Origin of the sequence: Gloeocapsa sp. DLM2.Bin57 (assembly GCA_007693955.1) — a bacterium.
In the GTDB taxonomy this organism is placed as follows: domain Bacteria; phylum Cyanobacteriota; class Cyanobacteriia; order Cyanobacteriales; family Gloeocapsaceae; genus Gloeocapsa.
This window is the reverse complement of the sequence record RECR01000066.1, coordinates 120,093-143,505: the sequence shown is the minus strand read 5'-3', so window position 1 is coordinate 143,505 and position 23,413 is coordinate 120,093. Positions and strand designations below refer to the sequence as shown.

The 23,413-nt window shown below is 39.0% G+C and carries 27 protein-coding genes; 16 read left to right on the top strand and 11 right to left on the bottom strand.

Annotation, left to right across the window (positions count from 1 at the left end; genetic code table 11):
* Positions 1 to 27 precede the first annotated feature (27 nt).
* From EA365_08425 to EA365_08410, 4 genes are read right to left on the bottom strand one after another with little or no spacing between them, the layout of a single operon-like run.
* Positions 28 to 939: a hypothetical protein gene (locus EA365_08425; GenBank protein TVQ45452.1), complete on the bottom strand. Its 912-nt coding sequence runs from the start codon at positions 937 to 939 to the stop codon at positions 28 to 30.
* A gap of 2 nt (positions 940 to 941) precedes the next feature.
* Positions 942 to 2,075, bottom strand: a complete 1,134-nt coding sequence (gene corA, locus EA365_08420; GenBank protein ID TVQ45451.1) for a magnesium and cobalt transport protein CorA — start codon at positions 2,073 to 2,075, stop codon at positions 942 to 944.
* Positions 2,076 to 2,101: 26 nt separating this feature from the next.
* Positions 2,102 to 2,314 (bottom strand): hypothetical protein, encoded by a 213-nt coding sequence (locus EA365_08415; protein ID TVQ45450.1) that lies wholly within the window; start codon positions 2,312 to 2,314, stop codon positions 2,102 to 2,104.
* Positions 2,315 to 2,320: 6 nt separating this feature from the next.
* Positions 2,321 to 2,587: a TM2 domain-containing protein gene (locus EA365_08410; protein TVQ45449.1), complete on the bottom strand. Its 267-nt coding sequence runs from the start codon at positions 2,585 to 2,587 to the stop codon at positions 2,321 to 2,323.
* 350 nt (positions 2,588 to 2,937) lie between these two features.
* Here EA365_08410 and EA365_08405 point away from each other — a divergent pair, with 350 nt between their 5' ends.
* The gene (locus EA365_08405) at positions 2,938 to 3,132 is read left to right on the top strand and encodes a hypothetical protein (GenBank protein ID TVQ45448.1); all 195 of its coding nucleotides are present in this window, start codon (positions 2,938 to 2,940) and stop codon (positions 3,130 to 3,132) included.
* On the opposite strand, the gene EA365_08400 is transcribed toward EA365_08405, so the two are convergent.
* Together EA365_08400 and EA365_08395 are read right to left on the bottom strand one after the other, a co-directional pair.
* Positions 3,129 to 3,392 (bottom strand): MoaD/ThiS family protein, encoded by a 264-nt coding sequence (locus tag EA365_08400; GenBank protein TVQ45447.1) that lies wholly within the window; start codon positions 3,390 to 3,392, stop codon positions 3,129 to 3,131. The genes EA365_08405 and EA365_08400 overlap by 4 nt on opposite strands.
* Complete coding sequence (locus EA365_08395) at positions 3,385 to 4,566, bottom strand: arsenic-transporting ATPase (GenBank protein TVQ45446.1); 1,182 nt, start codon at positions 4,564 to 4,566, stop codon at positions 3,385 to 3,387. Before EA365_08395 ends, EA365_08400 begins: the two co-directional genes overlap by 8 nt.
* Positions 4,567 to 4,611: 45 nt before the next feature.
* Here EA365_08395 and EA365_08390 point away from each other — a divergent pair, with 45 nt between their 5' ends.
* From EA365_08390 to EA365_08375, 4 genes are read left to right on the top strand one after another with little or no spacing between them, the layout of a single operon-like run.
* Positions 4,612 to 5,250: a glycosyltransferase gene (locus EA365_08390; protein ID TVQ45445.1), complete on the top strand. Its 639-nt coding sequence runs from the start codon at positions 4,612 to 4,614 to the stop codon at positions 5,248 to 5,250.
* Between the two features lie 34 nt (positions 5,251 to 5,284).
* A complete protein-coding gene (locus EA365_08385) occupies positions 5,285 to 6,043 on the top strand; it encodes a MinD/ParA family protein (protein ID TVQ45444.1) in 759 nt (252 codons plus the stop codon).
* Between the two features lie 5 nt (positions 6,044 to 6,048).
* On the top strand, positions 6,049 to 7,080 hold the full coding sequence (glsA, locus tag EA365_08380; protein TVQ45443.1) for a glutaminase A: 1,032 nt from the start codon (positions 6,049 to 6,051) through the stop codon (positions 7,078 to 7,080).
* Complete coding sequence (locus EA365_08375; GenBank protein TVQ45442.1) at positions 7,070 to 8,908, top strand: PAS domain S-box protein; 1,839 nt, start codon at positions 7,070 to 7,072, stop codon at positions 8,906 to 8,908. Before glsA ends, EA365_08375 begins: the two co-directional genes overlap by 11 nt.
* 182 nt (positions 8,909 to 9,090) lie before the next feature.
* Here EA365_08375 and EA365_08370 read toward each other — a convergent pair whose 3' ends face one another.
* Together EA365_08370 and EA365_08365 are read right to left on the bottom strand one after the other, a co-directional pair.
* A complete protein-coding gene (locus EA365_08370) occupies positions 9,091 to 10,620 on the bottom strand; it encodes a hypothetical protein (protein ID TVQ45441.1) in 1,530 nt (509 codons plus the stop codon).
* A 3-nt stretch (positions 10,621 to 10,623) separates the two neighbouring features.
* Positions 10,624 to 11,349 (bottom strand): TIGR03943 family protein, encoded by a 726-nt coding sequence (locus EA365_08365; protein ID TVQ45440.1) that lies wholly within the window; start codon positions 11,347 to 11,349, stop codon positions 10,624 to 10,626.
* Between the two features lie 74 nt (positions 11,350 to 11,423).
* Between EA365_08365 and EA365_08360 the strand changes: the two genes are divergently transcribed.
* From EA365_08360 to EA365_08350, 3 genes are read left to right on the top strand one after another with little or no spacing between them, the layout of a single operon-like run.
* The gene (locus EA365_08360) at positions 11,424 to 12,590 is read left to right on the top strand and encodes an NDP-sugar synthase (GenBank protein ID TVQ45439.1); all 1,167 of its coding nucleotides are present in this window, start codon (positions 11,424 to 11,426) and stop codon (positions 12,588 to 12,590) included.
* Between the two features lie 6 nt (positions 12,591 to 12,596).
* Positions 12,597 to 13,523 (top strand): RluA family pseudouridine synthase, encoded by a 927-nt coding sequence (locus EA365_08355; GenBank protein ID TVQ45438.1) that lies wholly within the window; start codon positions 12,597 to 12,599, stop codon positions 13,521 to 13,523.
* Entirely contained in the window at positions 13,520 to 14,371 is an 852-nt protein-coding gene (locus EA365_08350; protein ID TVQ45437.1) for a carboxylating nicotinate-nucleotide diphosphorylase, read from the top strand. Before EA365_08355 ends, EA365_08350 begins: the two co-directional genes overlap by 4 nt.
* A gap of 116 nt (positions 14,372 to 14,487) precedes the next feature.
* Here EA365_08350 and EA365_08345 read toward each other — a convergent pair whose 3' ends face one another.
* Entirely contained in the window at positions 14,488 to 15,063 is a 576-nt protein-coding gene (locus tag EA365_08345; protein ID TVQ45436.1) for a TIGR04376 family protein, read from the bottom strand.
* Positions 15,064 to 15,076: 13 nt separating this feature from the next.
* On the bottom strand, positions 15,077 to 15,661 hold the full coding sequence (locus tag EA365_08340; GenBank protein ID TVQ45435.1) for a hypothetical protein: 585 nt from the start codon (positions 15,659 to 15,661) through the stop codon (positions 15,077 to 15,079).
* Here EA365_08340 and lptC point away from each other — a divergent pair.
* Positions 15,630 to 16,805: an LPS export ABC transporter periplasmic protein LptC gene (gene lptC, locus EA365_08335; GenBank protein ID TVQ45434.1), complete on the top strand. Its 1,176-nt coding sequence runs from the start codon at positions 15,630 to 15,632 to the stop codon at positions 16,803 to 16,805. The genes EA365_08340 and lptC overlap by 32 nt on opposite strands.
* Positions 16,806 to 16,888: 83 nt before the next feature.
* Here lptC and EA365_08330 read toward each other — a convergent pair whose 3' ends face one another.
* Positions 16,889 to 18,412: an ABC transporter permease subunit gene (locus EA365_08330; GenBank protein ID TVQ45433.1), complete on the bottom strand. Its 1,524-nt coding sequence runs from the start codon at positions 18,410 to 18,412 to the stop codon at positions 16,889 to 16,891.
* Positions 18,413 to 18,556: 144 nt separating this feature from the next.
* On the opposite strand from EA365_08330, the gene EA365_08325 reads away from it, so the two are divergent.
* The 7 genes from EA365_08325 to EA365_08295 all read left to right on the top strand — a co-directional run bounded on the left by EA365_08325 (position 18,557) and on the right by EA365_08295 (position 23,367).
* Positions 18,557 to 19,333 (top strand): amino acid ABC transporter ATP-binding protein, encoded by a 777-nt coding sequence (locus tag EA365_08325; protein TVQ45432.1) that lies wholly within the window; start codon positions 18,557 to 18,559, stop codon positions 19,331 to 19,333.
* Positions 19,334 to 19,413: 80 nt separating this feature from the next.
* The gene (locus EA365_08320) at positions 19,414 to 20,031 is read left to right on the top strand and encodes a Crp/Fnr family transcriptional regulator (GenBank protein ID TVQ45431.1); all 618 of its coding nucleotides are present in this window, start codon (positions 19,414 to 19,416) and stop codon (positions 20,029 to 20,031) included.
* 175 nt (positions 20,032 to 20,206) lie between these two features.
* Entirely contained in the window at positions 20,207 to 20,425 is a 219-nt protein-coding gene (locus EA365_08315; GenBank protein ID TVQ45430.1) for a hypothetical protein, read from the top strand.
* Positions 20,426 to 20,590: 165 nt separating this feature from the next.
* Positions 20,591 to 20,941, top strand: a complete 351-nt coding sequence (locus tag EA365_08310; GenBank protein TVQ45429.1) for a hypothetical protein — start codon at positions 20,591 to 20,593, stop codon at positions 20,939 to 20,941.
* Positions 20,942 to 21,004: 63 nt separating this feature from the next.
* Entirely contained in the window at positions 21,005 to 22,516 is a 1,512-nt protein-coding gene (locus tag EA365_08305) for an AAA family ATPase (protein ID TVQ45428.1), read from the top strand.
* Between the two features lie 113 nt (positions 22,517 to 22,629).
* Entirely contained in the window at positions 22,630 to 22,980 is a 351-nt protein-coding gene (locus tag EA365_08300; GenBank protein ID TVQ45427.1) for a DUF1257 domain-containing protein, read from the top strand.
* 90 nt (positions 22,981 to 23,070) lie between these two features.
* Positions 23,071 to 23,367 (top strand): DUF2470 domain-containing protein, encoded by a 297-nt coding sequence (locus EA365_08295; protein ID TVQ45426.1) that lies wholly within the window; start codon positions 23,071 to 23,073, stop codon positions 23,365 to 23,367.
* Positions 23,368 to 23,413: the final 46 nt, after the last annotated feature.

Genomic DNA, 23,413 nt, shown 5'->3' with positions numbered 1-23,413 from the left:
GTCTTGATTATACGATAAACTGGTTATTTATTCGGATATTTTTAGATTAAGTTTTGCTCTCTCTAAGGGTAAGGTTGAACAACGAAATAAACCCCCAAGTTTAGCCACTTCTCCATAGGGAGTCTCGATCACCTCAAAACCATGGTTACGTAAAATTTGATTAACTCTACTAAAACGAAGATCAGAAATCACCGTAGTTGGATCTAAAGAGACAAGATTAGCTGTTAAATGAAACATTTCTTCTCCTGATACGGTAATGAGATTTTCAGGTTTGATTTGATCAAGGATGAATTCGGGAGGTTGGGAAAATCCCCCTGGATAAAATAAAGCGTAATTTTGTCCTAGGGGAGTAAAACCACAATCTAGATGCAATATACGAGATTTGGGGTCGTCTTCTGGGTTATCGGAAGCTTTGGTATAAATTGGGATTACTTGCCAATCTGAAAACTGTTCAGCTAAGATATCAATAGCTTCGGGATCTGAACGTCGGCGATCTCCTTTGTCACCAATACCTACTAACAGGGAATTTTGCCAAATTACTACATCTCCTCCTTCTATATTTACTTGGGGTGGTAACTCCCAGGTTTTTACTCCTAAAGATGCGATTATTGGTTGTAAACCCTCTTTTTCTTTAACTCTTTGGGGTTTTTTGGGGTTACTCCAGACAAAGGTATCACCTATCACAAAACCGAGGTCTCGCACAAATATCTGTCCTGTTTGGGGTAAGTTAAGAGGGTGGATAACCTGTACTCCTCTTTGTTTGAGTAAGTCGGAAAATTGCTCTAGTTGTGCTATTAATTGTTCATCTTTAGGACTTTGACCGAGTTGTTGATAATAGAAATTAGTAGCGTTGTGGACATGATCTTGTTTACCCCTATCTATAGCTATACCTACGATAACGGTTTTAAGGGGGGAAATTTCATCACGAATATTAATCATATTTAGTAATCAGCATCAAGTTTAGTTACAGATTTAAACCAACCACGTTTCCAGAATACCCATAATAGAGCAATTCCGATCGCTAACATAATTCCTAAACAGACAAAATAAGCATAATACCATTTTAACTCTGGCATATTTTCAAAGTTCATCCCATAAACTCCAACGATAAAAGTTAGGGGAATAAAGATAGTGGAAATTACGGTGAGCACTTTCATAATTTCATTTAGTTTATTACCCATCGCTGAGACATAAATATCTAATAAACTTGAGACTAATTCTCGGTAAACCTCAATAATATCGATTATTTCCACAATATGATCATAACAATCTCTTAAGTATATCTGTACCTCTTTATCAATTAAGGGGTTTTCATCTCTAATTAAGGTATGAAGTGCGTTACGTTGGGGCCAAATCGAACGACGTAAGGCTAAAAGTTCCCTTTTAATACGATAGATTTTATTCATGGTACTGCGAGTGGGATTATTAAGTATCGCTTCTTCGATTTCTTCGATACGATCCTCACAAGCTTCTAATACAGGGAAATAACCATCAATAATCGCATCCCAAAGCGCATAAGCTAAATAATCAGTACCGCGACTACGAATCGTACCATGACCGCGAAGAATGCGATCTCTTATATGATTAAAACAGTCTCTTTCTGGTTCTTCTTGTACAGTTAATAAGTAATTTTTTCCCAAAACAAAGCTAACTTGTTCAATCCAAAAGCCCTTTTTTTTGGGTAGCACCATTTGGGTAATAATTAACAATTGGTCGTCATAATCATCAATTTTAGGACGTTGGGGAACGTTAACTAGATCTTCCAATAAAAGAGGGTGTAAATTAAACACCCTTGCTAATTCTTGCCATTTTGTTTCACTCCCTAACCCTGCGATATCAAACCAAGATACTGAACTAGTTTCTAAATAGGGTAAACAATCTTCTGGTGTTAAATCTGACGACTGAGAAGCCTCAATAGAATCATAATCGATCAAGGTAATTTCTACGGGTTTAGCGTCTGGTTCAATTCTGAGAGTTCCTGGTAAAGCGCCAGGAAAGTCATAAGCATAGTCAAATAAATCCTCTTCTGTTATTTCTGTGGGGTTAGTTTGATAATGAGATATTATTTTTTTCATAAAAACTAAACATAATTATTCAACAGTTATTTTAGTTGATTAGAGGTTTTTTGGCTATGCTTATTTTTATAATATTGATATCCTAAGTAAAGCGCTGCAGCAATCTGTATAGGAATAATAGTTACATAGTATTTAAGGAAAATAGGTAAATCTAACCCTGAAAAAAACATAAAATAACTTAACCCCCCAAAAACAAAGACGGTTCTAGTTATTAGTTTATTGGCTTTTTTTCTTTTCATATTTATTTAAAACCAAGGTTTTCTGCCAGCTATATAAGTTTGATAAAATTCTTGATCAGATTTAGTTAAATACATAATTCCTTCGATTAATCCGATTATTCCCATGATAAAACCAGCTATACCAAGGGTTAGTAAAGTTATCAGCAACATTATAATTCCTGCGGTTGTATATCCCAGAAAGAATTTATGGATACCAAAACCACCTAATAAAATACCCAAGATTCCCGCAATAATCTTTTTATTATTAGCATCTTTAAAATCGGATTGAGTCATAATCTTACCTCAATTCTTCACATAGCATTTAGATTATAACTAGTTTATTAGCCTTCTAGGGTTAATTTACATAATTTGTTAAGATTGCTTAGTTTAGATCAAATACGCTAAAAATATAGCAAGAAGGAATGCTGAGATCTTGCACCAGTATTTCCACTATATTTGTAGTTACAAATCTTTTTTTGAGCTAGTGGAAGATTTTTGACTGCAAAAAACCAAGTATAGCAGAAGGCAGATGGCAGGAGGGAATAACAGAGGATGGGAACTTATCTACAAAACTAGCGTCTTAACTATCATGATTATCAAAAAAATGAGGTTAAATCAGGGAAAATAAACAGTTTTTAGCTGTTTTGCTAGTTATTTCTCTGTTATTTGGGCTTCCTGTTAGGGCTGACTCTTCTTTTGACACTTTTGAAACTGAAATTACACAAGAAGTAGAGAATAAAGATGATGGTGATGATATACAGGAAAATCAGATAGAGGATACTGATGACATTGATACTGATGACATTGATACTGATGATAACGATGAAGTATCCAACTAACCACCGCTAACAGGAGGAATCAAAACTACTTCGTCACCATCCTGCAGAAAAGTGTCAGGGGTAACGAATTGATAATTAACACCAAAGCGGGTTAACTCCCGCCAAATCTTTAACTCAGGTTTTTCGGTTAATAATTGCTCTAATACAGCTATAACAGGGGTTTGAGCGGGAAATTCCCGCTGTAATTCTGTTACTCCATAAGCATCCTGATAAGCTGCAAAGAGTTTGATTGTAATGACAATCTTAGCCACATCAGCCATGGGTAACAAATTTAATCTTGAGATAGTCTTCTTCCATTGTCGCACCAGATGGGCTTAAAGCTGCTAAAGCTTGGGGTAAAACTAGATTACGTCGATGGTTACCGATGCGCACGTTTAACTCGTCTCCTGTTTTATTTAACTGAATTTGTTCTTTAGGAATACCAGGTAAATAGAGTTCGAGACTGTAGTTATTACCATCTTGTACAACTCTGACGGTGTTTTCTTGATAATAAACCTGTGTGGGATCTTCTTCCCCATAAAGTATATCTTTGAGTTGATGTAAAGCGGTTAATCCACACATTTCCGCTGAAAATAAGGGCGCTTCTTTAACGGGTAAGGGGTGAAAATTATCGTAAATTTCTTGTTTATAGATTTGTTGATTTTCTTTCCAACGTTGAAAAAAAGGATCGTTGACTGAATCGGGAATGATGCGATTAGCGATGACTAAATCTGTGGCTACATTATACAAACTTAGATAAGCGTGTGCTCTGAGAGATTCTTTAATTACCATCTTCTCAGGATTAGTCACCAAACGGACAGAGGTTTGACTATTATCGGTTAAAACCTTTTCTAAAGCTTCGATTTGCAGATAAAATTCGTAGGGTGCGTCCATCACTTCTTGATCAGGGAGAGAAAAACCAGTCAAAGGACGAAATATCGGCTCAAATAATGGTCTCAAAGCCGCTGACATACCTTGTAAGGGTTTATAAAAGCGTCTCATATACCATCCCCCCACCTCTGGTAAACTTAACAGTCTCAATGCTGTTCCCGTGGGTGCAGAATCGATGATTAAAACCTCAAAGTCTCCCTCGTCGTAGTGACGCTTAACCCTTACTAAGCCAAAGATTTCGTCCATTCCTGGTAAGATAGCTAATTCTTCTGCTTGGACACCATCTAAACCTCTTGCTTGCAGTACTTGGGTAATGTAGCGCTTGACTGCTCCCCAGTTTCCTTCTAATTCTCTAAGTGCGTCTAATTCAGCACCCCAGAGATTATCAGCGATTTTGATGGGATCGTGTCCTAATTCTAAATCAAAGCTATCAGCTAGGGAATGAGCAGGATCTGTACTCAGTACTAGGGTTTTGTAGCCTAATTCAGCACAACGTAAACCTGTAGCTGCGGCTACAGAAGTTTTGCCTACTCCACCTTTTCCTGTCATTAAAATTAAACGCATGGGGGAAAATAGTAAGAATCTTTACATTTCTTATTATTACCTAAAATGAGTCTAGACCGAGAAAGATTGATTATTTTTACTCGTTATCCCCAGGCTGGTAAGACCAAAACGAGGATGATACCTTTATTGGGTGCCCAAGGTGCAGCTCAATTACAGCGTCAAATGACTGAGAATACTTTAAAAATGGCTCAATCAGTGCAATTACACCGTGATTTATCTTTAAAGGTTTATTTTACTGGTGGTAGTTTAACTTTAATGCAAGAATGGTTAGGAGAAGATTTAAGTTACTCTCCACAATCTCAAGGTGATTTGGGAGAAAGGTTACAATCAGCTTTGTTAGATAGTTACACTCAGGGAATGACTAAGGTTGTATTTATTGGTATTGATTGTCCTGATTTAACCTCAGCAATTGTTAATCAAGCTTTTGAGTCTTTAGAGACAACTGATGTAGTGATTGGTCCTGCGGTAGATGGTGGTTATTATTTAATTGGTATAAAAGGGAATTTTCCAGCATTATTTCAGGGTATTAATTGGGGAACAGAAGTTGTTTTTAAACAAACCCAAACCATCGCTGCACAACTCAATCTACAGGCTAGTTATTTACCTATTCTTGCAGATATCGATCGCCCTGAAGATTTACTATTTTCTGACAAAAATCTTAAGTTTTGGTATAAAAAGATATAAAGATATAGAAAGTTAAAGATTCAGTGTTGACATTATGCCAAAAGTTGTTTCGATACACTCCTATCGAGGAGGGACAGGAAAGTCTAACTTTACTGCCAACCTGGCAACTACAGTTGCACTGCAAGGGAAACGAGTCGGTGTAGTCGATACGGATGTTCCCTCACCCGGGATTCACAATCTATTTTGCCTAGAGCCAGAGCAGATGGGCAAAACCCTGAATAATTATCTTTGGGGAGAAATCCCTATTCAGGACGCAGCCTATGATGTTAGTGCTAATGTGGGAGTAGAAGGGGAAGGAAAGCTGTTTTTCATCCCCTCTAGTATCAAAGCAGATGACATCGCCAAAATTTTGAAGGACGGCTATGATGTTAAGCTTTTAAATGACGGGTTTCGTAGTTTTGTCAAATCCCTCCAGCTTGATTATTTATTTATTGATACTCATCCGGGTTTATCCAAAGAAACCTTTTTATCTATCGCCCTCTCCCATGTGCTTATTGTGATTTTGCGCCCCGATAAGCAAGATTACCAAGGCACGGCTATTACCGTGGATGTAGCACGACAACTGAAAGTCCGCAAAATGTTGCTGGCGATCAACAAGGTTCACAGTAAACTTAATCTTGATGCTCTAAAACAGAAAGTTGAGGAAACCTATGCTGAAAAAGTGGCGGGGGTTTTTCCTTTGTCGGAAGATGTGGTGCAACTTGCCAGTGAAGGAGTGTTTTGCGCAAAATATCCCGAACACTTAGTAAGCCAAGAATTCTGTAAAGTAGCGCAGCAAGTTATGGAGGTATAGGCACAATGTCAACTAGCGGAGATTTACAATCCCTTGCCAGTTCAATTACAGCGGTTACGTCACCTTTTCGGAATTATTTAAACAATCTCTACGAAAAATATCTCTCCTTGAATGAAGGTAAGGTTGCTGATTATATTCCCGAATTGGCATTGGCAAAACCAGAGTGGTTTGGTATTTGTATTGTCACTACGGATGGACAGGTATTTGAGGTAGGGGAATGTCAGCAATTATTTACTATTCAGTCCATTTCTAAAGCATTTGTGTTTGGATTGGCTTTGGAAGATCATGGGCGAGAATATGTCAATAGTAAAGTCAGTGTTGAACCCACTGGAGAAGCCTTTAACTCCATTGTGTTAGATGAAGCAACCAACCGTCCCTATAATCCAATGGTGAATGCAGGAGCGATCGCCACAGCAGATTTAATCAAGGGGAAAAATAGCACGGAACGATTGAAACGAGTACTGGAAATGTTCAAACGTTACACCGGAAGGAATCACGAAGTTAATATGCCTGTATTCTTGTCCGAGAAGCAAACAGGCTACCGCAACAGAGCCATGGCTTACCTAATGCTAAATTTTGGCATGGTCAGCGACAAGATTGACGAAACCCTAGATCTTTATTTTCAGCAATGTTCCATTTTAGTAAACGCTAGAGATTTGGCGATGCTCTCAGCAACCCTAGCCAATGGCGGCATCAATCCGATCACCAAAGTACGGGCGATCGATGAAAAGTATGTTCAAGATGTGATTAGCGTCATGTTGACTTGTGGGATGTACGATGCTTCGGGTGAGTGGACTTATCGAGTAGGAATACCCGCCAAAAGTGGGGTTGGGGGTGGCATTACTGGTGTTGTTCCCAGCAAGTTGGGTATTGGGACATTCTCCCCATCTTTAGACGTCAAAGGCAACAGTGTTCGAGGAATCAAGGTGTGTGAAGACCTTTCTAAAGATTTTGGCTTGCATTTATTTAATTTTGCCAAACCAGAGAGGGATTTACAGGAATGGATCACAGGTGGTGATAACTTGGATGACTGGTAATACTGTTAATAAAACTAATAAAACATCTCGCAAATTCAAACTTCGCACTGTCCTAGTCGTCCCTTTTGTGTTGCAAATTGTGACTGCGGTGGCTATAGTGGGTTATCTTTCCTTCCGTAATGGACAAAAAGCCATTGGTGATTTGGCAACTCAACTTAGCCAACAAGCAAGTAGCCGCGTTAGTCAGCAGTTAAGCCATTATCTCGCTGTCCCCCAACAGGTCAATGGAATTAATTTGCAGGCGCTCGAACTAGGTTTGATTAATTCTGAAGATGTCAACACAATGGGGCAGTTCTTTTGGAAACAAATGAAGTTATTTAACGACTTGAGTGAGATAAACTTTGGCAGTTCCCAAGGAACATTTATCGGGATTGGACGAGAAGATAATGGTTCTCTCTATCGGGAAATGATTCAGCCAGGTGCGGGGAATCTCTCTAACCGCTACGCCCTTGACGATCAGGGTAACCCTACCGAAATCCTAGAATCCGATGAGTATGAATTTCAAGAAGATACTTGGTATAAAAGTGCTGTCATTTCAGGTCAACCAATTTGGAGTCCCATTTATCAGTGGTCTGCCCGTGATCAGCGACATCTGATTTCTCTTAGCTATAGCTACCCAGTATATGACTCCTCAAATGAGTTGGTAGGGGTGTTAGCAGTAGAGTTTATCCTAAACCAAATTAGTGATTTTCTGCGCAGTTTAGACATCAGTCCCTCTAGCAAAATTTTCATTATGGAACGAGATGGCATGATCGTGGCCAGTTCTAGCTTGGAAAGACCCTACCTTAAGGTTGATGGTGAAGCAGAAGGGATGAAGGTCTCCGAGAGCCAAGACCCCCTAATCTTAGATACGGCAAACCAGTTGCGCGATTACTTTGGCACATTTGATCAAATCACTACGTCGGAAATTATGCCAATGAAAATTAATCAGAAACAAACGTTTGTGTCTGTTATCCATTGGAAACATGATTCAGGACTCAACTGGGTGATCGTGGTGATAATCCCAGAATCAGATTTTATGTCACACATCAATGCCAATACCCGTCATACAATTGCCCTGTGTTTAGCAACTCTGATTTTGAGTATTATAATCGGCATTCTGACCGCCCGATCTATTACCCGTCCCATTATTCAAATCACTAATGCTTCCGAAGAAATTGCGACAGGGAATCTTGACAAGCGAGTAGAGAGTGATAACTTTATCGAAATTCAGGAAATTGATACCCTGGAACATTCGTTCAATAGTATGGCGGGTCAATTAAAGAAAACATTTGAAAGTCTAGAAGCTAAAAATGAAGAATTACGCATTGCCGAGGAAAACTACCGCAGTATTTTTGAAAATGCTCTAGAAGGTATCTTCCAATCTTCCCCCTCCGGGCGATATCTCAATGTTAATCCAGCTTTAGCCAAAATTTATGGTTACGACTCCCCTGCTGAGATGGTCGAGAACATCACTAATATTGGTGAACAGGTTTATGTCGATCTAGAGACTCGGATTGAATTTAGAGAATTACTAGAAACACAAGGGATCTTGAAGGATTTTCAATACCGTTCTTACTGCAAAGACAATAGTATTATCTGGACGCAAATTGATGCGCGGGTTGTCAAAGATAAGCAAGGGAATATTTTGTATTATGAAGGTACTGTGCAAGACATTAGTGATCGCAAACGCCGAGAAGATGAATTGAAAAGGCAATTAGAGGAATTAAAAATTGAAATTGACCATAACAAACGAGAAAAAGAAGTGGCAAATCTCACAAATAGTAGCTTGTTCCAAGAGGTCCAGCAAGAGATGGCAGAAGTGAACTTGGATGAATTTTGGGGGTAGATGCAGTTAGCTATGTTTGTATTAAAACATCCGCTCTTTCGGCATTATGGGTAAATTTGTATCTAAAGTCACACTTTTTCTCTATTGCAAGAGTGCCTCTAATCATTCTTGTGAAAGCTTATCACCACAAGTACACCGAGAGCAAAACTTAATCCATCACTACACCCCACACCCTACCTCAATTAGGGAGACCATTGAGGACGAAACCCAACAAAAGGTAACTCTTCTAGAGATACTTGTCGCAGATCATTTAACTCGGTGGGAGGAATTAATAATAACCACAAGTTACCACCGATTATTTCTGCTCCAGAATTAGTTCTTAAATTTTGTCTAGTTTCCACACTATTAGTTAGTTGGGAAAATAAATAACTTACTGCTTCTACCTGTCTATAGTTATCCTGATTAGCTTGTGGCTCATTAGTAATAACTTGGTCAAAAATTAACCCTAATCCATCGGGAGCTATACTGATATTCATATCTTGATAATTAGTAAGTTCTAACAAGGGTATTAGCTCTAACGTTTCTAAATTAATCACCACAAAATAAGGATTTTCTTGATAAAAGTCTCCTTCTATTAATTCTGTCATTAAGCAATATAAATGAGTAGAATTAGCGTTAAATTCACAATCAATTATTGAACCTGTCGTATTAAAAACCTCTAATTTTACACCACGATTATTGACATAAAATAAAGACCGTGTATAACGTAAATCAGGATTATCTGTGTTAAAATTGACTAAAGCTGCCGCTGAACCATCCCGAGAAAAAGTTAAGACTTGACCAAAACTAGGCAAAAAATTCAAAGGTTCTTGATCCGTTACTAAAGATATTAAGGCAATACCTTCACCTTGAGCAACAGCTAAAGTTTGACTATCTGGAGCTATCAAAAAGTTACCACCTTGAATATTTAAAGGTTTAGGTGCTTTTCCCGATTCAATTAACCATAAATCAAAGTCTAACGGATTATCTCTTTTGATTCTTTGTACGACTATTTTTTGACCATCTGCTGATAAGTCAAATTGATTGTTTTGATAGTCTTTATTGTCAAGTATCAGGGTTAACTCTGGTTGATTATTACTACCATTCAAACCTGTATTTATTGTATATAATTGCTGTTTTCTTACTGCATCAGTTTCTTGTTTATCAGCAGCAGCAAAGAGAATTTTATCTCCTTGGGGATAAAACAAAAAATTAGTAACGATTAAATTAGCAGGAGTGAGAATCTTTTGCTCTTTAGTCGTAAAATTGTAGAGAATAAGTTGACCAAGAGTAGGACCAGTAGTACTGATAAATGCTAAAGCGCGATCGCGACTGACTACTTCTCTAACAAAAGGTTGTAGGGATTCTCCCGTTAATCCTTGACCTTGAGGGATATTAATTTGATATACTTCTCCATAGGGAGCAGGTTGATTAAGGGTATAAGCCATACGTCTTCCCGCCCAACTTATTCTACCAGGTAAGGGTGGTTCAATACTCAGACTAGCTTCCACAGATTGACGATCTATAGGGCGATCGAACCCAAGAATAAAAGCGACATCTTCAGCGCCGATAACTTTATTTTCCCAGCTAAAGTAATTAACTTTTGGACCTGTATGTAAAAAACAATTCTCACCACATACTTCCCCAGTCCAAATTAAGAGGGCAATAATGAGGCTGAAAATAAGGATTAAGATAGTAGCTAGTCTATCTATAGCTAGGGTTTTTTGACTCATCAGTTAATAAGCATAAGGATCGCTAGGTGTATCAATGGGGATAATTTCACTAGGGTTAATTACTAGTTTACGTTCTCCGATTAATTCTTGAGAGCGCATTTCTCCTATTACTTTAATCCAACTATCAGTAGGATAACTAACCCGTGATTGGTTTAATTCTACGGGAAGGACGACAGAATAAGCATCTACAGCACAACAGGTAATCACAAAACGAGCCACTAACAGATAATTATCGGGTAATTGTGGATCGTGAATCACAAAACCCGTAACGTTAACAGGTTGACCATCGTAAGCGTCTGGCTCTGGGTAAGCATTCAGAGTACGTACCCAATCAACCAGCGATCGCTCTTCGGGGTTACTAGCTACCTGAAAATGTTGTATTTGCGCTTGAGTAAGAGGGAGAGACTCTCTAACTCCACGATGTAAAGCGGTTTGACTACTTAATAAGGATGGTCCAATCACAAATCCAAGAATAGCAGTAAACAACATCAAAGCACTTCCCCAACTTGGAGGAAAAGTGCTTAAATTAGTAGGGTTAGATTTACCTGCTCTAACTATTTTACGAGAAACGGGCAAAATTTGTGCAATAGCTAAAATCAGTAAAATTATACCCGTTCCTAACACCAAACCAAAGTAATTAGGATGAATTAACAGTCTGAGTTGACCATTGAACCAATATCTGATTAGCAGTATTGCCCAAGCTAAAATTGCCAGAATGTCTAAAATCATATCATTTTTGTTAAGATAATCTGTATTTTCATAGGTTAACCCATACTATTACAGTAGCAAGAGGAAAAATATTCATGAAAGCCATGATTCTGGCAGCAGGAAAAGGTACAAGAGTAAGACCAATTACTCATACAATTCCCAAACCAATGATCCCAATTCTCCAAAAACCAGTAATGGAATTTTTACTGGAATTACTGCGCAAACATGGTTTTACTGAAATCATGGTCAATGTTAGTCACTTAGCAGAAGAAATTGAAAGTTATTTTCGGGATGGTCAACGTTTTGGGGTTAATATCGGCTATTCTTTTGAAGGTAGAATCGTCGATGGAGAGTTAATCGGTGAAGCTTTAGGTTCAGCAGGTGGTATTCGACATATTCACGATTTTAGCCCATTTTTTGACGAAACTTTTGTGGTTTTATGCGGTGATGCACTGATTGACTTAGATTTAACCGCAGCCTTAAAATGGCATAGAGAAAAAGGATCGATCGCCACAGTAATTACTAAACCAGTTCCTCTAGAGTCTGTTTCTAGTTATGGAGTGGTAGTGACAGATCCTGAAGATCGCGTAATTTCTTTTCAGGAAAAACCCTCTCAAGAAGAAGCTTTAAGTACTAATATCAATACGGGTATTTATATCTTTGAACCAGAAATTATTAATTATATTCCCCCTAACCAAAAATATGACATCGGGGGTGATTTATTTCCTAAATTAGTAGATATGGGTGCTCCTTTTTACGCGGTATCTATGAATTTTGAATGGGTAGATATTGGTAAAGTTCCTGATTACTGGCAAGCTATACGAGGAGTACTATTAGGAGAGATTAAAAATGTTCCTATTCCTGGAAAACAAGTTAGAGAAGGGATCTATACAGGTTTAAATGTCGCGGTTAATTGGGATAAAGTAGATATCACAGGTCCTGTCTATATTGGTTCGATGACTAGAATTGAAGATGGAGCAAAAATTATCGGTCCGACGATGATTGGTCCTAATTGCTGGATTTGTAGTGATGCAACCGTTAGTAATAGTGTGATTTTTGAATACTCCCGTCTAGGTCGAGGTGTACGTTTAATTGATAAACTAGTATTTGGGCGTTACTGCGTGGATAAAAATGGCTCAGCTATCGATTTACAAGCAGCAGCGCTAGATTGGTTAATTACCGATGCTCGTCAGATTCCTAGTCATGAGGAAATCCTTGAGCATGAAAAAATGGCTCAATTGATTAAGTTAGATGCAAAGTAACCACAAGTGGAAATAGCGCAAGTTATTGCTTTAGAGGTCGCCAATCCTGGCGATCGCCTTGACCACTGGCTAACTACACAGCTAGATGACTTATCCCGTGCGCGGATACAAAGATTAATTGACCAAGGGTTAGTATTACTTAATGGTGAAATAATTACAGCCAAAAAAAAGAAATTAAAAACAGGCGATCGTCTAGTAGTTAATCTCCCTGAAGCAGAAACAGTGGATTTAGCACCAGAAGCGATCGCCCTAGATGTTCTTTATGAAGATGAATCTTTAATCATTATCAATAAACCCGCAGGTTTAGTCGTACATCCCGCACCAGGACACCCTTCAGGAACTCTAGTCAACGCGCTATTATACCACTGTAAGGATTTACCAGGTATTGGGGAAGTAAAACGCCCAGGTATTGTACATAGATTAGATAAAGATACCACGGGAGCTTTAGTAGTAGCCAAAACCGACTACGCTTATCAACACCTACAAGCCCAAATTCAAGCTAAAACAGCCCGTAGAGAGTATTTAGGAGTTGTCTATGGTGCACCGCAACAAACAGCAGGAGTAATCGAGTTACCCATTGGACGTCATCAGATAGATCGTCAAAAAATGGCGGTTATCCCCGTAGAAAAGGGTGGCAGAGAAGCGAAAACAACCTGGAAAGTTGTGGAAAGATTAGGCAACTATAGCTTATTACATTTTGAGTTAGATACGGGACGCACTCATCAGATTAGGGTACATACCAGTCATCTAGGTTGCCCTTTAGTAGGAGACCCTGTCTATAGTTCGGGACGTTTTCATAACGTTAAATTACCAGGTCAAGCACTCCACGCTTGGAAATTGACTCTAACCCATCCTGTTACCCAAGAATTAATCGAGGCGATCGCTCCCTTACCCAAAGAGTTAGAAAAACTATTAGAGTATTTGCGTAAATGATGTTCACATTACCCTGGATCATCATAGATCCATTATTGAATAACTGGTTATTAGAAGATATCGGGAGAGGAGATCGCACCACAGCAGGATTATTAGCCCAATCATCCCCCAAAAAAGCTACCTGGATAGCTAAACAACAGGGAGTAATCGCAGGTTTACCAGTAGCGGGAAGAGTTTTTAACCTGATTAATCCTCAAGTCAACTTTTCTGCTTTGGTAACCGAGGGAACTTTAGTCACACCAGGTGAAACCATCGCTACCCTAGATGGACCTCTCGACGCATTATTAATGGGAGAAAGAGTCGCTTTAAATTTAGCTATGCGTCTGAGTGGAATTTCCACCCTAACTCGGGAATACGTAGCCAAAATTGAGGATTTACCAACCCAACTCGTAGATACCCGTAAAACCACACCAGGGTTAAGGATACTAGAAAAATACGCCATTCAAGTAGGAGGAGGTCGTAACCATCGTCTTGGTTTAGATGACGCAATTATGATTAAAGATAACCATATCGCAGGAAGTGGAGGAATAGAGCAAGCTATCAGTCAAATACGTCAAACTATGCCCTATCCTCTTACCATAGAGGTAGAAACTAGTAATCTAGCACAAGTAACAGAAGCGATCGCCCTTGGCGCTGATATTATTATGCTCGACAATATGACCATTCCCGACATGGTTAGTGCAGTAAAATTAATCAAATCCCAAAACCCCCACATCAAGATCGAAGCATCAGGTAATATTACTTTAGACAATATTCGCGCTGTTGCTAAAACCCGAGTAGATTATATCTCTACTAGTGCCCCCATTACTCGTTCTTCTTGGTTAGATTTAAGTATGAGAATTATATAGTACTCTTGGAAGAGAGGAGGGAGTGTGGAGAGACGGGGAGTAGGGGAGTAGGGAGTATAAAATATGGCTCTAATAACATATGCTACGTAATACCGTTCCACCTAAAACCTAACTCTTTATTTGCCAAGATTGCGCTTCATTTGTTCTAATTCTTGATTAGTTTCCCATTCTTGAAAGGTTTTTTCCAGAGGATCATTATATTTATCATAAGATCTAGTACTTTCTTGCCAACCTTTGGTAGCTGAATCAGTCTGATAATTACTTGTAGCTTGGTTTTGGGCGATAGTTTGCGCTTTTATTTGTGCTTCTTGCTTTTTTTGGACGATTTCTTGTAGAAGTTTTTTAGTTTGCACTATTTGTTGTTTAACTACTTCCATTTGTCCCCAAACCAGGTTACCCTGGTGTAAAAGAGAAGCTTCCCTCTGGGCTGCTTTTTGGGCTAATTCTTGTTCTCCCGCGTTTTGGGCTTTTTTAACCCGAGAATGCCAAGTTTGAATATCTTGGGCTAAACTAAGTATTTGTTGCTGTAATTGTCTTTCTTGGGATTCTAGATTAATAATTTTTTTGAGTGTGTCTCTTTCTTGTTCTTTGAGTTGTTCTACAATAGCGTTAATTTCTAGATGGGGATTATTGCGTAAAAATTCATCTAGTCTTTCTTCGAGAAAACGATTGAGATCATCAAATAAACCCATAATCTTTAACCTTTTAGAATGTTTTACCTACAGCAACGGTTTTTATTTGGTCGTTATAGCTGACTATAGCTTGATTATCTATAATATCCTGGAGTATCCAACCTGTAGCAGCTATTTCTTGTCCAATTTGCACTCTTTCAATGACACCATTCCAATCAAACAGGGCGATCGCTCCTTGTTCTGACTCTAATAATCCTATCAGAGTACAGTTAACTTGAGTATCTACTAAAGGTGGTGTTACAGCTACTTCATTAGGAAAATTGGGAGGTGGAGGGGGTGGTAGTGGTTCAGAAATTGGGGGTGGAGTTTGGGTAATAATCTGAGGAGGTTGATACAATGGGATATAGACTCGCTCTGGTTGTTGTTTGTTGTTATGATCTGGTTGTTGAGCTAAATTAGTTGTCGATTCTCTGTATAGTTTTTGCTGTTCAATTCTGCTTAAAGCATTTTGTAGATAAACAATAAACTCTTGTTCGGAATCATTAACTGTGGTTGTTTCAACCTGACTGATACGATTACGATTACCTATCCAAGCAATTACTCCCAATAAATAAACACAACTACCTATAAATAATATTTTATCAAGTTTTAGTAACATAAATTTAATTGTGAAAAATCTATTTTCCTTAATTACTACCAGAAGTCTATTATTATTTTTTTTGCTGACAGGTTGTCAAGCAGAAAGTATCCCTGAGACATCTTCAAACCCTGATAATGGTGGTGTGACTGAAAGTCAGTTAATTCTATCTAATGCTATTTTAGAACAAGCTAACCCCGCAGGACAAACTCTCTGGAGAGTTAAATCAGTTGAAACTAAATATAGTCCGGATCGTCAGTTTGCTTATCTAGATGGTGTTACTGGTAATTATTGGCAAAATCAGGAATTAGCTATCTATCTTACCGCAGAAAAAGGTCAAGTTATTGACGATGGTGAGATTATTATTTTAACAGATAATGTGGTTATTACTGATGTGCGCAATCAAACGGTGATTACGGGAGATGAACTAACTTGGTACACCCAAAATAATTTATTAATCTTGAGAGGTAATTTAGCTGGTAAACATACCCAATTCAATTTTACTGCTTTAATGGGAAAATATTATACTGATACTCAGGAATTAGAGTTAAGCGGAGATGTTGTCGGTTATAGTCAAGAATCTCCTCTGAAATTTAATTCTAATCAATTACTTTGGCAAATAGAGTCAGAAAATATTCTAGTTAATTCTCCCGTAGAAATAGTTCGTTATGATGAACAAGCGATAATTACTGAGAAAATTACGTCTGACAAATTAGAGATAGATTTAGAGTCACATCAAGCCAAGTTTAGCAATAATGTTGAATTTATTTCTTTTCAACCTGCTGTACAAATTGCGAGTAATTCTTTAATTTGGTATTACCAAGAAAGAAGAATTATTGCTGATGAACCCGTGAAAATAGTACACCATGAAGAAGAATTAACCCTAACAGCTAATCAGGGAGAATTGGATTTAGTAACAGAAATTGCTCATCTCAGTAATGGTGTTCAGGGTAAAACTCCTCGCAATCAAGCTAATTTATATTCTCGGGAGTTAACTTGGTCAATTAATACTCAAATAGTAGAAGCGAGAGGAAATGTGGTTTATGAGCAAATTGAACCCGATTTACACTTAAGAGGAGATAAAGCTATTGGTACTCTTCAAGATAATAATATCGTCGTTACTGGTAGTGAAGAAAATCAGATAGTTACAGATATTAAATGGTAGATTTTATAGCGCTACTTGACAAGGGAATAGGGAAGAGAGAGGGAAGGTTCCACCTCTCTAGGAACTCCTTTCTTCCCCTATAATTAGGCTGTTTGTTGTTTCGCTGCTGCTTTTTTAGCTTTCTTGACAGGATCCATCCAAACTTCTAAGAATGAGAAAAATCGCGAAGACAATAAATTCAGAATTAAATAAATTAAGGCGATCGCTGCGTAAATTTCAAAAGCGCGGAAAGTGACAGCTACCGCTAATTGTCCTCGACGGAATAACTCTTCATAACCAATTACCGCTACTAAGCTAGTGTCTTTGAGTAGGGTAATAAATTCATTACCTAATGGTGGTATCATCCGACGAAAAGCTTGGGGGAAAATAACATAAGACATCGCTTGAGTAGGATTCATTCCTAAACATTCTGCAGCTTCCAATTGACCAGGATCTACTGAGTCAATACCTCCTCTGATGATTTCACTCAGATAAGCTGCAGCGTTCATCCCTAAAGCAGCGATCGCTGCAGGAAAACGACCCAAGGTCAAATTTAAACCCATTCCTTGGAGTAAAGCGGGTAAACCAAAGTAAATCATAAACAGCTGTACTAGTAATGGTGTACCACGGAAAAAGTCAACGTACCATTTAGCTAGCATTCGTAAAATTTTGAGTTTAGACTTACGAATTACCGCGATGATAACCCCCCCAATCATACCGACAAAAGTCGCTACCGCGGTTATTTGTAAAGTAACTAACGCACCAATTAAGAAGTTAGGTAATAGTCTTGCCCAGTCTAGGTTATTTGTGACTTGTGTGTCTGCATTTAGTAAAGTTGGCGCAACTTCTGGTAATGTCGGTGGCGCTACTCCAAACCAGGCTTCATAAATTTCTTGATATCTACCATTGGTGATTAGTGTTTCTATTGCTTGGTTAATTCTTTCTACGTTGGGAGAGTTGAAGGGAAAAGCAATACCGTAATATTCCTCGGTGACAAATTCTCCCGCAATTTTTATACCTTGAAGATTAGTCTCTTTAATCGCGAATAAGGTAACAGGTGCATCGTTGACTACTGCATCTACGTTACCGTTGACTAATTCTTGTAAAGCAAAAACCGATGAGTCAAAGTTGGAAACGATCGCTCCTGGTATTGTGGCTGATTGGATTGCTCCTGTTGTACCGATTTGAACCGCTATTCTTTTTCCTTCTAAGTCTTCAAAGCTGTTAATGTCTTCGTTTCCTTCTCGCACGGCGATCGCTAAACCTGATTTAAAGTAAGGACGAGAAAAAGCGACTGTCTGCGCACGTTCTGGCGTAATCGTCATCCCGCTGATAGCTGCGTCAACTTGTCCTACTTGTAACGCAGGAACAATCCCGTCAAAGGGTAAGGTCACCCATTCGATATTGAATCCGGCTTCTTCTCCTAAAGCGTTCATAATATCAATATCAAACCCGACGAGATTGCCGTCTTTATCTCGCATTTCAAAAGGGGGAAAAGTTGGCTCTGTGGCTACTCTTAAGGTCTCATTGGCTCTAGTAGGTAACCCTGAACCAATTATGATTAAAACGCAACAAACTATTGCTATAATCGATTGATACAACCACGGAATTCTTTTGATTCTCAACATTGACTTTGCAACTAGCTATATATATTTATTTTGTCTGGTGTTAGTATTAACTAAAATCCTCCAGTTAAATGTAATCAAAGATACAATTTTTTGGTTGTGAACTTCTAAAATAGATGACAACAAAGTTAATTAAAAACCTTAATTATGCAAAGTCCAGCTACTTTAACTCAAGAAGCCACCGACGCGGTGATTACTTTTGAAAATTTAAGAAAAAACTATGGTGCATTAGAAGTTTTAAAGGGTGTTACTGGAACTCTTAAACGTGGTGAAGTGGTTTCGGTAATTGGTCCATCAGGTTGCGGTAAAAGTACTCTTCTGCGTTGCTTTAACCGTCTAGAAACCATCAATGGTGGGACTCTTGATGTGATGGGAATTGATTTATCTAAACCCAAAATTAGTTCTAAAGCTTTGCGTACTTTACGTATTAAGGTGGGTATGGTTTTCCAACATTTTAACCTGTTTCCCCATCTCACAGTTTTACAAAATTTAATGTTAGCCCCCCAACAGGTTTTAGGACGTCCTGCCAATGAGTTAAAAGATGAAGCAATCTACTATCTTGATAAGGTAGGGTTGGCTGATAAACCTAATTTCTATCCTGAACAACTATCCGGTGGTCAAAAACAACGGGTGGCGATCGCTCGTAGTTTGTGTATGAAACCTCAAGCTATTCTTTTTGATGAACCAACAAGCGCTTTAGATCCAGAATTAGTAGGAGAAGTTCTCAACGTTATGCGTACTCTGGCTGAAGAGGGAATGACTATGGTAGTGGTAACCCATGAGATGTTATTCGCTAGAGAGGTTGGTAATCGGGTGATTTTCCTCAATAAAGGTGTGGTAGAAGAAGACGGTAACCCCAACGAAGTGCTCAGAAATCCACGGAGTGAACGTCTCAAAACTTTCTTAAGTCGTATGAATAGTTAATAGCTTTCTTAAACTGTTCTTTACTTAGGTTGTGTAGAGTTAAGCCAGAAGATAAACTGCTGAAATTTTGGGTTGATTCGATGCTCTTAACTTACTACACACCTTGTCAGTCTTCTGACCGAGAAGAAAACAATCAGGGACGAAGTTTACGTTTCTACGAAAAAGGGGAAAATATACCACTGATTCCTTCGGGAGTTTGGCAAGTAGATTATGGTGTGGTGCAATTGAGTCAATTACACCTTGATGGGGAAGAAATCCTCTTGGGATGGGCTAAAGCCTCTACTTTCTTTGGCAGAGGTTTGAGTCAAATCGAAGCTTATCAAGCTAAAGCTCTCTCTGATGTATCTTTAAAATGGTATCTGTTAGAAGAAATTGGGAATAACCCTAACTTAACTCAATTAGCTCTACAACAGCTGATTACTAGAATTAAACAAACTGAAGCTTTATTGGCGATCGCTGGTTTGCGTCGCGTTGAAGATAGACTACAAGCCTTATTAAACCTTTTACAACAAGAATTGAGTGAGCCTGTTGCTAATGGTAACCGCATTATGGTACGCTTAACTCACCAAAACCTAGCTAGTACTATTGGCACTACTAGAGTAACTATAACCAGATTATTAGGTGAATTTCAACGTCATAACTGGATTAAGTTAGATAGCGATCGCCATATTATTATTTTAAATACCTTTCCCAAGTAAGGTTAACGGTTGCTCACAAAAACTATTGACATTTGACTCTAATTAGCCTAAATTTGGGTCTAGACAACGTTCATCTTACCACAAACTAGCCTCTCTAACAAAAGTGGCAAGACGGAAGTAGGTTAACACAACCGAAGGAACGCACTTAATCCATTATTGGGAAAGGTGAGTTCAGATGTTAATACCATCATTGATGAGTTTTGGAATCGCTACAGTTACTGCTTGGGCAAGTATTAATACTGAAGAAGAAGTTGGTCAAGCCGCTCTAGGTTTAGTTTCTGTTTTGTCGATAATTCTTTCTTTGTTTTTTGCGCCTTGGCTAATTAAACTGTTAGTTATAGTTATTCCACTGCTGTTGGAAAAGTTCAAACTCTTTTCACCCCGCAGATCCTGAAATTACCTTATCAAACCCGTCTCAAGCTAGTAGGCGGGTTTTTTTTAGCTTAATTGTTAAGAAATGTAACGAAATTGCCGTCATAATGGCATAACAGCTTGACAGAATCAAAAAAGCCTAGTAGGATAAAAATCAATACCCGGGTAAATCAAGTAAATCCCTAAAATGCAAGACAAGCAAAAGATAACCCTATATGTTTCCCCGAGTCTTCACCGACAGCTTAAGATACGATCTGCGATCGACTCAGAATCGATGTCAGCAGTAGTAGAAAAAGCGATCAGCTTCTACTTACACAATCCAGAGGTGGTAGAAGAGGCTAGAGAAAACCTATACGGAAAAACTCACCAAGTGCATATCTGTCCAGAATGCGACGCAGCCTTAGTGTTGAAAGAAGGAGAGATGGTGTCACTGAAAAATCAACCCAGCGTGATAGACGAGGAATTTCCTCTAGAGATTGGCGAAAAAGTGAGCAATCAGAGCGAATCTCAGGATCAAGAAAAACTAGTTCATTGCTAAAGGGATAAAAGATCACCCTTCAGCGAAACCAAAGGTAAAACCGTATCATTAGAGGTCGATGTCATGAAAGAAGAGTTAAGCACATTAATAGAAGCGCAATATCCCCTAATCTACCTTGTGACCTCAGAAGAAGAAAGAGCAGAACAAGCGATTAATAAAATAGCGCAAAATAACAGTCAGCATCGACGGGTGTATGTGTGGACGGTAACCCATGGCATCGTTGAATATGGTCAACCCAGACAAACTACTCAACATAATACTGTTTCCCCAGAAGCAGCGGTAGAGTGGGTAATTAGACAAAAAGAGCCAGGAATATATATATTTAAGGATCTACATCCCTTTATCGACGCACCACCAACAACACGTTGGTTAAGAGATGCGATCGCTAGTTTCAAGGGAACAGACAAAAGTATCATACTGATGTCGCCATTACAAAATATACCTATAGAGCTAGAAAAAGATGCAGTGGTGCTAGACTTTGATCTTCCTGACATGGGAGAACTAAATCAGGTATTGTCAGCACAACTAGACAAAACCAAAGGCAAACGCATCACCACTGAAGTGAGAGAAAAACTACTCAAAGCAGCTTTAGGACTTACCAAAGACGAGGCCGAGAAAGTCTATCGTAAAGCTAGAGTTCAAGCAGGGCGTCTTACCGAGACAGAGGTAGAAATAGTCCTCACAGAGAAAAAACAGCTCATTAGACGTAACGGTATCCTAGAATATATTGAAGAAGATGAAACCATCGCCGCTGTAGGTGGTTTGGAAGAACTGAAAAAATGGCTGACACAGAGAGCGGACGCTTTCACCGAAAGAGCTAGAGAATATGGACTACCCCAACCCAAGGGAATGCTCATCTTAGGAGTCCCAGGTTGTGGAAAATCCCTGATAGCTAAAACCACTTCTCGCCTCTGGGGTTTACCACTATTACGTCTAGACATGGGTAGAGTTTATGACGGCTCTATGGTAGGACGTTCAGAAGCTAACCTGCGTAACGCCCTCAAAACAGCCGAATCAATCTCACCAGTAATCCTCTTTATTGATGAGTTAGATAAAGCCTTCGCAGGAGGAGCGGGATCAGCTGACTCTGATGGTGGTACATCTAGTCGGATCTTTGGTTCATTCCTAACCTGGATGCAAGAGAAAAACTCTCCCGTGTTCGTGATGGCAACAGCCAACCGCGTGGATAGATTACCCGGGGAATTTCTACGTAAAGGTCGCTTCGACGAGATATTTTTTGTTGACCTCCCCAACCCTCAAGAAAGACAAGATATTTTCACAATTCACCTTGGTAAACGTCGCTCTGAAATTACTCGCTTCGATTTAGAGCAGTTAGCTAAGGTATCAGATGGTTTTTCCGGAGCAGAGATAGAGCAAGCGATCATCGCTGCAATGTACGACGCATTTGCTCAAGACCGCGAATTCACACAGCTAGACATCATCGCGGCTATTAAGGCAACTCTACCTCTATCCCGGACAATGACTGAGCAGGTAAGCGCCCTGAGAGATTGGGCCAGACAGAGGGCGCGCACTGCTTCAGCCTCCGTCGCTGAGTATCAGCGGATGGAGTTCTAACAGGCTTTCTACTGTTTCCCAACAGTTCAGAAAGGCTAGCAATTGCTAGCAGTCTCAGACCGATAAAAACAAACGTTGTTGTTGACATCTACTTTAATTTGGAGGAAATCTCAATGTCCCACTTCAGCACCCTTCGTACCAAAATCACCGATGCTGAAATCCTTAAAGCTTCCTTGCGCGACCTAGGAATCAGTATTCAAAACGATGCTGATGTCCGTGGCTATAATGGTCAAAGAATCCGTGCTGACATCGTTGCTGTTCTCGAAGGAGAATACGACTTAGGCTGGTCTTGCAATAGCGATGGCACCTACGATCTAATCGCAGATCTCTGGGGTGTAGCTAAAAAACATAACCAAACCGAGTTAATCAATTCCATCAACCAAAAATATGCAGTTAATAAAACACTAGCAGAAGTTAAGCAACGTGGACTGCAGAACGCCAATGTTAAAGTAGTGCTTCAGTAAGACCAAAAAATTTACTAAGCGCGTTCCCAAGCTGAAAATGGGTTGACCTAGGTTGACCCTTTTTTTTGCTAAAATTAAAAATAAAAAACCATGTCAGAAACTATTACTAACACAGTTAGTCAACGTATTTGCCAACATATGAACGAGGATCATAGTGACGCAGTAGCCCTATACGCTCAAGTTTTTGGCAACGTCACGGCAGTCCAAAGCGCTAAAATGCTCTCTATTGATTCTCAAGGAATGAATCTTCTGATACAAACCCCACAAACAGAAGTTACTACCAGAATAGAATTTGACCATAATTTGATAGACGCAGAAGACGCCCATCATACCCTAATAGCTATGCTTAAACAAGCTAGAAAAACTTTATATTACAAAGAGGATTAAGTACCGTGGGGCACACGGGAACTCACCCTTGGGGAGAGGAGACCTC